The organism is Roseovarius sp. MBR-79 (assembly GCF_053628555.1).
Window position 1 is genome coordinate 15911 of sequence record NZ_JBRJGP010000026.1, and the last position, 12072, is coordinate 27982.

The 12072-nt window shown below is 60.8% G+C and carries 9 protein-coding genes; 4 read left to right on the forward strand and 5 right to left on the reverse strand.

Features of this window, described 5'->3' with window-relative positions; genetic code table 11:
* Positions 1-135 precede the first annotated feature (135 nt).
* From qatA to qatD, 4 genes are read left to right on the forward strand one after another with little or no spacing between them, the layout of a single operon-like run.
* The gene (gene qatA / locus ACSSV8_RS17845; protein WP_009820254.1) at positions 136-2064 is read left to right on the forward strand and encodes a Qat anti-phage system ATPase QatA; all 1929 of its coding nucleotides are present in this window, start codon (positions 136-138) and stop codon (positions 2062-2064) included.
* Positions 2064-2927: a Qat anti-phage system associated protein QatB gene (gene qatB / locus ACSSV8_RS17850; RefSeq protein ID WP_157046756.1), complete on the forward strand. Its 864-nt coding sequence runs from the start codon at positions 2064-2066 to the stop codon at positions 2925-2927. The genes qatA and qatB overlap by 1 nt, the downstream gene beginning before the upstream one ends.
* Positions 2924-4264, forward strand: coding sequence for a Qat anti-phage system QueC-like protein QatC (qatC, locus tag ACSSV8_RS17855; protein WP_009820252.1), 1341 nt, complete (start codon positions 2924-2926; stop codon positions 4262-4264). Before qatB ends, qatC begins: the two co-directional genes overlap by 4 nt.
* On the forward strand, positions 4257-5015 hold the full coding sequence (gene qatD / locus ACSSV8_RS17860) for a Qat anti-phage system TatD family nuclease QatD (RefSeq protein ID WP_040652249.1): 759 nt from the start codon (positions 4257-4259) through the stop codon (positions 5013-5015). Before qatC ends, qatD begins: the two co-directional genes overlap by 8 nt.
* Positions 5016-5458: 443 nt before the next feature.
* Here qatD and ACSSV8_RS17865 read toward each other — a convergent pair whose 3' ends face one another.
* From ACSSV8_RS17865 to ACSSV8_RS17885, 5 genes are all read right to left on the reverse strand, one after another.
* Complete coding sequence (locus ACSSV8_RS17865) at positions 5459-6187, reverse strand: DUF736 family protein (RefSeq protein ID WP_009820250.1); 729 nt, start codon at positions 6185-6187, stop codon at positions 5459-5461.
* Positions 6188-6311: 124 nt separating this feature from the next.
* Complete coding sequence (locus ACSSV8_RS17870) at positions 6312-6614, reverse strand: hypothetical protein (RefSeq protein WP_009820249.1); 303 nt, start codon at positions 6612-6614, stop codon at positions 6312-6314.
* A gap of 100 nt (positions 6615-6714) precedes the next feature.
* A complete protein-coding gene (locus ACSSV8_RS17875) occupies positions 6715-7176 on the reverse strand; it encodes a DUF6915 family protein (RefSeq protein WP_009820248.1) in 462 nt (153 codons plus the stop codon).
* A gap of 1 nt (position 7177) precedes the next feature.
* A complete protein-coding gene (locus ACSSV8_RS17880; protein ID WP_454283347.1) occupies positions 7178-7564 on the reverse strand; it encodes a DUF6878 family protein in 387 nt (128 codons plus the stop codon).
* A 121-nt stretch (positions 7565-7685) separates the two neighbouring features.
* Positions 7686-11948, reverse strand: a complete 4263-nt coding sequence (locus ACSSV8_RS17885) for a strawberry notch-like NTP hydrolase domain-containing protein (protein ID WP_454283348.1) — start codon at positions 11946-11948, stop codon at positions 7686-7688.
* Positions 11949-12072: the final 124 nt, after the last annotated feature.

The following is a 12072-nucleotide window of genomic DNA, read 5'->3' on the forward strand; positions in this document are numbered from 1 at the left end:
ATCCAAAACAGTAGGTGCGACCAACGATCTCGAAGATGCGCAGGTACACGACTAAACAGGTAGCAGGCAAAAAAAAGACGAGCCGCGCGAAAGCAACAATTTTTGGATTATGATTCACTACGGAAAAGAAATTTCATGATTATTCCAGATAACGAGACCGCCGTTGACATGATTTACTCGGAGGCCATCTCAGCGACTGTCGCGAAGGTGATCAGAGACTCCGGTGCCGAACCTCTCACGGTCGGCGTCCATGGGGATTGGGGTGCTGGAAAGTCGAGCGTATTGCTCATGCTGGAGGACGCGTTCTCGGATGACGATCGCGCATCCGTCATCCGGTTCAACGGCTGGCTGTTCCAGGGCCTCGAAGACGCGAAAACCGTCGTAATCGAAACGATCGTCGAACAATTGCTGCGGGATCGGACGCCCACAACCAAGCTGAAAGACACGTCAAAAAAGCTGCTTAAGCGCGTCGATCTCATGAAGGTCGCGTCCAAGGCGGGCGGTCTCGCCCTGACCGGCCTCACCGGTATCCCGTCCCCGGACATGCTCAGCGGGCTGATGGAACAGGGGAAGAAGCTCCTTGCCGGTGGCGGAGATCTCACAGTTGGCGATATGACGGGATACGTCAAGAATGTCACAGATTGTCTCAACAACCCCGAAGTCGAAACCTTGCCCGCCCACATCCATGCCTTCAGGGCGGAATTCGAGGAACTCCTCGAGGCCGCGGACATTGATCGGCTCGTCGTCGTTGTTGACGATCTGGACAGATGTCTTCCCGCAACCGCGATCGAGACGCTTGAGGCGATACGGCTTTTCCTGTTCGTGCCAGGTGCGGCCTTTGTTATCGCGGCCGACGAGGGGATGATCGAATACGCCGTCAGGTCTCATTTCCCGGACTTGCCACTATCATCCGGCCCGTCGACCTATGCCCGGAATTACCTTGAAAAGCTCATTCAGGTACCGTTCCGTCTGCCTCCACTGGGATACGTCGAGACCAAGATTTATCTGACGCTCCTCGTGGCCGGAAGCTCGCTCGACACCGGTTCGACACCCTTCAAGACATTACTCGAACTGGGTCGTGAAGCCTTGAGACGCCCTTGGGACGGCAGCGGTCTGAGCCGCGGCGTGATTGAAGAGCGTCTTGGCGCGGTCTCGGCAGAACTGGAGAACGCGCTCATTCTAGCGGATCAACTCGCGTTGCCACTGGCCGAGGGCGCTCAAGGAAATCCGAGGCAGATCAAGAGATTTCTAAACACTCTCAATCTCCGTCTCGCGATCGCGGACGCACGCGGGATCGGAGACGAAGTGAACCCCGCCGTCCTCGCCAAACTGATGCTCGCGGAACGCTTCAAGTCCGATTTCTTCGAACGTCTCGAGGCGGAGGCCGCTGTCAGTGGCTCATCCAGGACCGTTGCAGCACTCGAAAAAGCTTTACGTACGGATGATGAGGAGTCCGAGAAAGCCAAAAACCCGGCCGCCGCTAAGGATCAGGATCAAACCGACAAGCTCCCAGAGGATGACCTCCTTTCTAGTGAATGGGTCAGACGATGGGCTCTAGTCGCTCCCGCCCTCATGGATGAGGATTTGCGCCCGTATTTGTTCGTGTCCCGAGACCGCAAGGCGCTTTTCACTGCTGGCTCTAATCTCGCGCTGAAAGAGGACTGGATCGAGAAACTTTGCGGCAGCACCCTGGGCGCGCGCGCTGCTGCGGTGGAAATCGTAAAGCTCACGCCAGGAGAGATCGAGCAGATCTTTGACGTGGTGGCTGCACGGGTCAGGGCTGCAACGGACTTGAAGAAGCGACCAGATGGCATCGAAGGCCTTGCGGAGCTTTGCAAAATATCCGCCAATCTCCAGACCCCTACTGTTCGCCTTCTAGCCGACCTACCAAGCGGTCAGCTAGGGCCTTGGGCGGCCGCGGGGTGGGACAAGATCTTCACCAGGACGGAGGCCAAGCGCGAGTTTGCTAAACTCAAGGAGGGCTGGGCCAAACTTGATCAGAACAAACCACTCCAGCTCGCTGCGGGTGGTAGCCGCAGTGGCCGTAAGAACGGGACAGGATAATGGGAACGTCGAGTTCATACGGCGGGCCCGCGTCCGGCCTTGTTCCGGATTGGGTCGACAGCGTCGATCCGGGCATGGGCGGTGGTGAAGATGGGTCCGGTAAGGACAGAAGTGATCATTCTGACACCGAAAATTCGACCTCGGACGAGAGCGGCGTAGCGCAGGTGCCGCCCACCGTGGCCCCTCCCGGCGGCGCATTCACCTATCCTCGCGGACAGTTCACCCGATTTACGAATGGTGGCGGGAGCAAGTCGCTCGGACGGGCGTTAAAGGGTTACGTTCGCGCCGCGGGGGGCGGTGCCGGGGCAGCACGGCGAATGCCGCATTCTACCCGGGTTGCATCCGGTGTCGCCGGGCTCGCAAGCGCCTTTGTGAACGAAGGTGCCGAGACGGCGCTCGCCCGATTTGACCTTCAGGGCCTTGCGGGCCGTCCAGCCGCAGAGGTCCTCGAAGCCGTGGCGGAGATCATCTGCCCCGATGGTGGGACGATCGATGAAGCGATCGCCCGTGACGCGATGCTCGAAGCGATCGCAGAGGTTGCGGAAGATGATCCCGGCGCATTCGATGAGCTTTCAAAAGATCAACTCGATGAATTCCTATGTGACGTGATCACCCGGAGCGTGGTAACAAAGGTCTTGAACGAAATCGGGACGAACGCGCTGCACGGATCCGCGTCCGACGCCGATTTCCGGGAAGCCGAGCGGATCACCCGAGATTTTACGCAGGGAAGGGTTAGAGACGCTCTTGGTAGCAGGTTCGATGTTGGATCGCGTCCGACACAATCCGAAATCGACAGAAGCATTTCCGAGGTTTATGCCGATACATTCGACATGCTAGGCGCAGTCCTGGAGACCATGCAATGAGACGGAACGTTTTTGTACGATTGGGTTGCGACGACGAGGAATCTACTCAGGGCGCGGCAGATATCACCGTCGATATGATCGACAGTTTTGGTGACCTCGACAGGGGCTTAGGGCAGCTGCTGGACCGGCTCTTCAAGTTAGGTGCGAGGCCGAGCGAGGCCGCGGTCGATCTTATGATCGTAGCGACTGCGGTGTACGCCGCCGACACCGGTGTCTCGCGGGAACGATACGCCGATGACGGTTGGACGCGCATGATTAGTCTTAGCGTTCCCGTCGCGGACCCAGATCTCTGGCGACACCAACAAGACCACCTGTCCCGGATGCTGCAATTCTTGACCGGCGATCATTGGAGCTTCACGTTTCGGGGTCGACCGGACGATCTTCAGTCATTCACGAAACAACCCGAAGAGATGGATCTCACAGATTTCACACAGGTGAGCCTGTTCTCGGGCGGGTTGGACAGTCTCATCGGCGCGATCGACCTCCTCGCCTCCGGACAACGACCGCTCTTGGTCAGCCATTACTGGGACGGAGAGGCATCCAGCGCACAACGGCAGTTGCTCGAGGTATTGAAGGAACGACATGACGGCGCGTTCGAATCTGTCCGGGCCTATATCGGTTTCCGAAAGTCGGACTTTGCCGAAGCTGGAAGTGACAACAACCAGCGGGCGCGCTCCTTCCTTTTTTACAGCCTGGCTGTGGTTGCTGCCGATGCCGTCGCCTCTACGAACAAGGTGCTTATCCCCGAAAATGGGTTAATCGCGCTCAACGTACCCATGGATGCCCATCGGCTCGGATCACTTAGCACGCGGACGGCCCATCCGCATTTCATCCGATCGATGTCGCAGCTGGTCACTGCTTTGGGCGTCGACGTGACGCTGGAAAATCCATATCGTTTCAAGACGAAGGGAGAGATGGCCAGAGAATGTGGTGATCGCGACCTGCTTGCGGAACTCGCTCCGGTCTCAATGTCTTGTTCCCACCCTGCACAGGTCCGTTTCGAGAGCGCGCCGCCCCAGCATTGCGGACGCTGCGTCCCCTGCCTGATCCGTCGCGCATCGCTCGCTGTCGGGCTCGATGAAGCGGATACCACGAAGTATTTTCTTGATGACTTGAAGAAAGACGTTCTGGACTCGAAGTCGGCAGACGGGAAGAATATCAGGTCCTTTATGTTTGCTGCTGAAAACTTGCGGCAAAATCCCATTCGGGCCAGATTTCTCGTGCAAAAGCCGGGGCCGCTGTGCCGCGATGAACTAGACTTATATATCGATGTGTATCGCCGTGGCATGGATGAAGTATCACAGCTACTCGAAGGCGTAAGGACAGTGCATGGCTGATTTGAATTGGTCCGGCCCCGTCGATTTCCATTGCCATCTCGATCTCTGTCAGAACATGCGCGCGGAATATGCGCGGTGTGAATCCGCGCGGTGCCTTACACTCGCGGTCACGACGACACCTAAAGCCTTTTCTCGAAATGAGGGCATGGCGCGTAATGGCCACTTCGTGCGTGCCGCCCTTGGAATGCACCCGCAGCTGGTCGCTCAAAGAGCGTCGGAATTGTCACTCTTTGAAGAGCTGGCGCCCTCGACAAGGTATATTGGCGAGGTTGGACTAGACGCCGGGCGACGGTTCTATCCATCCTTCGAACGTCAAAAGATTGTGTTCGAACGAGTGATGGCGCTATGCGCAAGGCTCGGCGATAAAGTCATCAGCATTCACAGTGTTCGAACCGCCAGACAGGTACTTGACGTCGTCGAACAAACTGGTGCGCATCGCACGTGTGTTCCAGTGTTGCACTGGTTTAATGCCTCAGAATCGGAGATCAGAAGGGCTTTGGATCTTGGCTGCTACTTTTCAGTCAACGAACAGATGTTGCAGGCTCCGAAGGGGCGTAAGTTGCTTGAGACCGTTCCGCTGGAGCGCGTTTTGACGGAAACGGACGCCCCGTTCCAGTCCGATGAGAAGGGGGGCAATTCTCCTGGTGACGTACGTGGGGCTATTCGCTTGATCGCAAATGCATATAGCAAGGACAACTCTGCGACCGAAGCTCGGATTAGGCGGACCGCGACAGAACTGTTGGCCAACTGATTATGTCCAATCAAACAAGACTGCGCGAAGCTCAGCCAACCCTAGACAATGTGACCTGGACGAAGTGGAACGTTCTCGCGTTCGGGCCGCTTCAGAGCTTCCAAGTACTTTGTGGCGATATCGTCGATCCCGTCATGCCCAATCTTCGATACAGAATCGCGTGGTTCCTGCACGGTCATAGGTCAAACCTCTCGAACCAGACGCGTTCTGTTCTTGGTATTCCAGCCATCAGCGGGCTCACAAACAAGTCTTCATTGGTATATTATCGTAATATGATTGGGCGGCTCCGCAACAGTCCAATGGTCAGCAAATCGGTTTGGAGCAGTAAGCGCAGATCTGGCAGGGCTTAGAGTAGGTCCTTGACTCGAACTGACACGAAAAGAGGGGAACCGTGTCGTCACGGTTCCCCTCTGCCAGTTCGATATCGAGCTTTCTCACCCGGATCAGGCGACCAACGAAAGCCCGGCGCCCGCGTCCTGCGGTTGCTCACCGCTGTCGATGAACGGGATGATCGAGAAGGTCTGGCCGCCACGCTGCTCTTCGTTCTGCACAGCGTTGACGCGCAGGTCGCCATCGGGCGTGTTGATCAGCAGCGACAGGTAGTCATTGCCCGTGCGGCTGCTTTTCGCCATCCAGGCCGAGCCGACGCGGATCGGTGTGCCACGCGGCGAGCTGACCTCGATCCGGTAATCGGGGTGGGTCTCCTCGGATTTGTAGCTGTTCTCGATAAGCATGAACTCCAGATCGAACATCATGTTGGCGATGTAGCCGGTGAAGGCGTTGTCGGCGTCCATGGCGGTGAGCTCGCCCGAGATCGAGCCGGATTTCATCAGGCCGTTCAAGACCAGCGGGATGATCTCGAACGCGCCGCTTTGGGCCGCACGCGCCTCTTTCGTCTGCACCGCGTTGACCCGGAACGGACCCAAGCCGACATCGATCTGCATCGAGATGTAGGGGTTGCCGCTGGTATTGCCGGTCTCGTTCCAGGCCGTACCGATGCGCACCTTGCGGCCTGATTTGTTGACTGCCGTCACGTCAAAATCCGGGCTGCGCTCGGACATCTTCGGGCGGGTTTCAAGCTGGATGGCGATGTCAAAGCGTGTCGAGTGGATCATGCCGGTGTACTGAGCGGCTGCGGTCTCGACATTGCGGGTGAGGGTTCCTGCGAACATGGGATGGTTCCTTTTGGATTGGCCGGTGCCTGACGTTCTTGCCAACGCATCCGGGATTGCTTTCTCGACCCCTTGAGGGATCACAAATCAGAAAGCCTGCTTTCCTTTCAGCCCCGCCCACGGGTCAGAGCTGCCGTCCGAGCGGGAATGCCCCCGCGCCTCCGGGTGCTACGCCCCTCCCCTGCCCGTCTGGTCTTGATTGGCTGCCCGGATTTTCAACGCTGTCCTCCGATCGCGCGATGAAGAACTCCGCCTCTTTTCCGTTCAACCGTTGCCCGCTCCGGTCTGTCAGGCCGATGCAGCTACCATTCGGCACATAGGTGATGAGGTACTGACCGAGCCGGTCCTTGTGGACAACGTAGCCGGTATTGGCCCAGTGCACGGTCTGCCCGGCATCGACGGCGGCCTTGATTTCATCGAGTGTCATGCGATCCTCCTTACGAAGAATGGTGGGGAAACGACGCAAGAAGCCCGGTCGTCCAACCGGGCTTCCATGCAGCATTTGTTTGGCAAACGGCCGAGACCTGTCAGGCGCTTTGCGTGGCTTGCGTCGCGCGCGCCGCCATCCAATCTTTCAGGCCAAGAACCGTTCGTCCGGCGGCGACCTCGGAGGCCCAGGCAACCCTTGGGTCGCCGCAGGGCTCATCGCCGGCATGCCGGTCGATGTGGCCATTGGCCATCCATGGCTCGGGCTGTATCCGTCGCAGCCAGTCCGCCATGCTCGGGATACGGCCCTGACAGTCTTCGCGGACATGCTGCTCGCCGATCCAGCGCACGGGAATGTCCCGACCTGCGCTATTGGTCAGGGTCAGGCCGAAGACACGTTCGGCTTCAAACAGGCCTTGGGCATGATGGCGCATGGCTCGGTGCGTGAAGAGCGCGAGGTGCTCTTTCGAGGCGTCAAACCAATCGTGCACAGCCTGATAATCGGACGGTGCCCCGCCGAATTTCCGGGCAGAGCTTTCAGCATGATGAAGCGGATGGGCCATCTCAAAGCCCCTCGTCATAGCTGTGCGAGCATTCGACATAGCGGTCCGCGTGATCGAGCGTGATGCTGTCGTTGCGCAAGTCCCAGGTCAGCGTGCCGTAGCCGCCCTCGTTGTTTTCGAACCCCGGGTGATGGTGATAGGCGAGCGACCAGGCGAAATCGCCCACCTCTGTGGCAAGCGGCTCCGACAGTTTGACCTCTGCAGGCTGCACCGTCACATCCTCGACATTGCCGGAGTCGCCATAGCCTTCGTATTCGGCAGTGACCTCGCTGATGCCAAGCGCACGTAGTTGTGCGAGCAGCTCCGTTCGGGATGCCTTCAGGGTGGTTTCGCGCTCTGCACGCCACTGAGCCGCCATTGCGGCATAATTGATCTGGGGATTGGTCATGGGTCTGTCCTCTTATCTGAATTTGGTGGGCCGGGCGTGGCACTGGTCAGCGCGCGCCCGGTAAGCGCAGACCGGGCAAACCCCGATCCGCGACGCCAGACCGGAAGCCCGCTTTGACTTTTCAGGCGGCTTGTTCTGCCGGCTTAGTGGTTCCCTGCCCAACGATCCGGGCCAGAATATCCACCGTGTCGATCCCGTCCCCATGCGGCAGGAACACCCGCAACTGGAAGGCAATGATCTCGGTGAAGCAGCCGAGGGCCTTGAGACCTTCAATCATTCCCCGATCCGCGCCGCCCAGCTCGAGGCGCAACTCGCCTGCGACGCGGCGACGGGTCAGGGTCAGTCCCTGGCCCAGATCGACCGGCGCGGTGGTGCCGAGGGCGGCGGTCAGCATCTCCTGCGGTGTTTGCGGATTGAAGACGAGGAAGCGGGCGCGCAGCGCTGCCGCCCCTTCCTCGCTCAGCGTCCGCCCGATCATCGCGGTCGCCCCGTCGGGCGTGACCCGGTAGATGCGCTCATTCGTGGTCGGAATATCCTTCCAGATCGGCAGCAAAAGCCCGGTCAGCAGGTAGAGCTTGGTCGTGGTGGTTTTCGGCAGGGACGCAGCCTCGGCATCCCAAAGCCGTGAGAACTCAGGCTTGCCGATCTCTTCCCAGGCCGAGGACTCGAACCGCGTCTCCTCGATATAGCTGGACCCGTTTGGCCGCACGGCCTTGCGCATCAGTGTGACGATATCCTCGTCATACATCTGCATGGGCCGCGCCGAGATGAGCGCCGCGCGGCCAGAGGCGCGGTTGACCATCGGCAGCTTGTCGGGATTGCGCGACATGGCCTCTTCGGCGCTAAGGACGGGGACCGGGTCGGTCACTTCGAGCCCGATGATCCGCGTCACCGCGCCGGATTTCGGGCAGGTCCAGAGATCCTCTGTGGAGACCTGTTCGATCTTTTCGCCACGCAGGGTTTCCACGCCGAGATCGAGCGTGCCCGCCGCGCGGGCCCGTTCAGTCTGATCGGCAATCCGGCGCATGAACTCGGCGAAGAGCGCATTCTGCATGTGGATGGGCAGCGCCAGCACCCGATTCAGAAACCGCTGGATCGGGGGAAGCTCCTCGAGAAGCACACCGTCCTTGTCGATCAGTCGCAGGGCTGTCCAGTCGGTGAAGCTCTCGTAGCTCATCGCCTCGGCCCGCCCGGCTGCAAGATCGGCGAAATACCCACGCAGCGCCGCCCGCGCGATCGGGCTTTCGAGATTGTCCTCCTCGCGGAACATGCCCTGCGAGCCGGTCTCGCGCTGGCCCTTGGTCAGGGCCCCCAGCTGGTCGAGGCGTTTGACAATCGTCGAGGTGAAGCGCTTTTCGCCATGCACATCGGAGGTGCAGACCCGGAAGAAGGGCGCGCTGACCTGAGCCGAGCGATGCGTGCGGCCCAACCCCTGGATGGCCGCATCGGCGCGCCAGCCGGGCTCCAGCAGGTAGTGCCGCCGCCGTTTCTGGTTCTTCGCCGTTTGCGCCGCGTGATAGGACCGGCCCGTGCCGCCCGCGTCAGAAAAGATCAGGATATCCTTCTCGCCGTCCATGAAGGCTTGGGTCTCGGACGAATTGCTGCTGGGGCTGCGCTTTTCGATGAAGAGATGGCCGTCCGCGGCCTTGAGGGGCCGGATGGACCGCCCCGTGACTTCTGCCACGGCCTCGTCGCCAAAGGCCCAGAGGATCTGATCGAGCGCCGAGGGGATCGGAGCCAGCGTCATCAACTCCATCATGGCCGCGTCACGCAGAGCGAGCGCCTCGCGCGAGACGACCAGCGCGCCAGTTTCATCGCGCAACGGCTCGGGCACCATATTGCCGTCGATCTCGACCAGCTTTTGCGCATGAATCGGGAAGGCCTGTTCGAGGTAGCCGAGAACATAGTCGCGCGGCGTCAAGGCACCCTCGACGAGTTCATCCTCCGGGTCCATCGCCTCAAGCCGACGCTTCAGCAGGCTCTCGCCTGTCGAGACCACCTGAATGACGCAAGCCTTGCCCGCCGCCAGATCGTCCTTGATGGCGTGGATGATGCTTGGAGCCTTCATGCCCATCAGGAGATGGTTGAAGAAGCGCTGTTTCGTGCTCTCGAAGCGAGATTTGGCAGAGGCGCGTGCGGCCGAGGCATTGGTCTCGCCCGAGGCATTGTTGACACCGGTCGCCGTCAGCGCCGCCTCGAGATTATGGTGGATGGTGCGAAACGCTCCAGCGTAGGCGTCATAGACCTCGATCTGGGCCGGGGTCAGCGCGTGTTCGAGCACATCGTATTCAACACCGTCGAAGCTGAGGGCACGCGCTGTGTAAAGCCCGAGCGTCTTGAGATCGCGCGCGACCACCTCCATGGCGGCAACGCCGCCGGCTTCCATCGCCGACACAAAGCTCTCGCGGCTCGGGAAGGGATATTCGGGGCCCTGCCCCCAGAGCCCCAGCCGCGCGGCATAGGCGAGGTTGTGCACGCTCGTGGCACCCGTGGCCGAGATGTAGAAGACGCGGCCGCGCGGCGCGGCCAGCTGCAGCCGCAGGCCAGCAAGGCCCTGCTGGGAGGGTTTGACCCCCCTGCCCTGCTCGGACCCGGCCGCGTTCTGCATGGCATGGGCCTCATCGAAGGCAAGAACCCCGTCAAAGTCTTCACCCATCCAGGCGAGGATCTGGCTCAGCCGCGTGGTGCCGCATTTGCCCGCGGACCGCAGCGTGGCGTAGGTGACGAAGAGGATTCCGTCGCCCATCGGGACGGGCTGGTCCGGTTTCCATTTGGAAAGCGGCTGAATGTCGGCAGGCGAGCCGCCGAGATCGGTCCAGTCGCGGATGGCGTCCTCGATAAGCGTCGCGGATTTGGAGACCCAGATCGCCTTCCTGCGCCCGGAAAGCCAGTTCACGAGAATGAGCCCCGCGCATTCGCGCCCCTTGCCGCAACCGGTGCCGTCGCCGAGGAAATAGCCGAGGCGATAGGCCCGTGCGTCTGGATCATCATCGGCGCGCGTCAGCTTGGTCTGGTCGTCATCGATGGTGAACCGACCGGCCAGGTCGCGCCCATGGGCATCATGTGCCATGACGATGGTCTCGAGCTGCGCCTCGGAGAGATCTCCCTCCTCGATCAACCGCGCGGGCAGGCGCAATTCCGCACTGGCGGCACCTGAGGGCACCGGCGGGGCCACAGAGGCCATGGCGATGCTTTCAACGAGCGGGGTGGGATGTTCCTGCGCACCCGCAATCTCGATCCGCTGAGGACGGTAGCGCGCATAGATGTCCGAGATGGGCGTGTTGTCGCGAGGGATCTCAAAGCTTGTGAAGCTGAGCGGACGGACGGCATTGGCCCGGGGTTTGGAGGCGGCAACAGGCGCAGCGCGGCGGTTGCGCGGGACAGATGATGGAACGGTCGGCCGAGCATGAGGGATCGCTTCAGCCCGTTGGGCAGGGCGCATCTCGGGCCGGGTTGCGGCCACGGCGTCGACAAAAGGAAGGGCTTCGTCCATGTCGCACACAATGGCGCGGATCATCTCGCCGTCCTCCTGCACCTTGTCGAAGACCATGAGCTGGGTTTCCACAGTTGTGCCGAGCTTGCGATAGACCTGTCCCGGCATCGTGAGTGCCAAGCGCGGCGTGAGCAAACCGCAGGCGCGGGACCAATGCGCGGCATCGCGTTCGGGCGTGAATCCCGGCGGCATGATCGCCACCAGCCGCCCACCGAGTGCCAGGCGCTTTGCAGCCGCGATGAGATGTTTGGCGGCGATGTGCTTGTCCCGGGAGCGATCGACCGAGGAGGCGAAGGGCGGATTCATCACCACGACGTCGGGTAGAACCGGCGTGTGCAGCAGATCGTCGATATGCTCGCCGTCATGGCCCGTCACCTCGCCGCCGAAAACCGCGCGCAGGAGGCGCTGGCGAAAGGGGTCGATGTCATTGAGCAAAAGCATGGCACCGGCCCGGGCGGCGAAAGCTGCCAGGGCACCGGTGCCAGCCGAGGGCTCCAGCACGGTCTCGCCCTTGCGGATCGCCGCGGCCCGTACCGCCATGGTCGCGAATGCCAGCGGCGTGGAAAACTGCTTCAGCCGGATCTGCTGCTCTGACCGGCGAGTTTCCGGCAGCAGCCGTGAGGCAACCAGCTTTGCAGCGGCGATGTCACCTGCCGCGCCGTCCCCACGCAGCAGCACTCGGATGGCAGCGGCCTGCATCACGTCATAGGCCATCCGCCAGTCCCAGGCGCCGCCAGCAGCGCTGCCATGAAACGTCTCGCGCATAATGCGCGCGAGCGCTGAGCTGCGCAGGGGTTGGTGGTCGACCTCCGCGCCGATCTGCACGAGGGCAGAGGCGAGGGTAGCGTCGGAGATTGAGAGAGCCGGGTTCGCCGGATTGGGCTTGGTCATGGGGATTTTCCTTTGGATCAGGGTCTGAGTTCCAAAGGACAAAAAGCCCGCTTCCGTAATGGGGCGGGCCTCTGTCAAGGGTTTCGGGCAAGTCAAAAATCCCGGCGAAGATCTCATTCTTCAC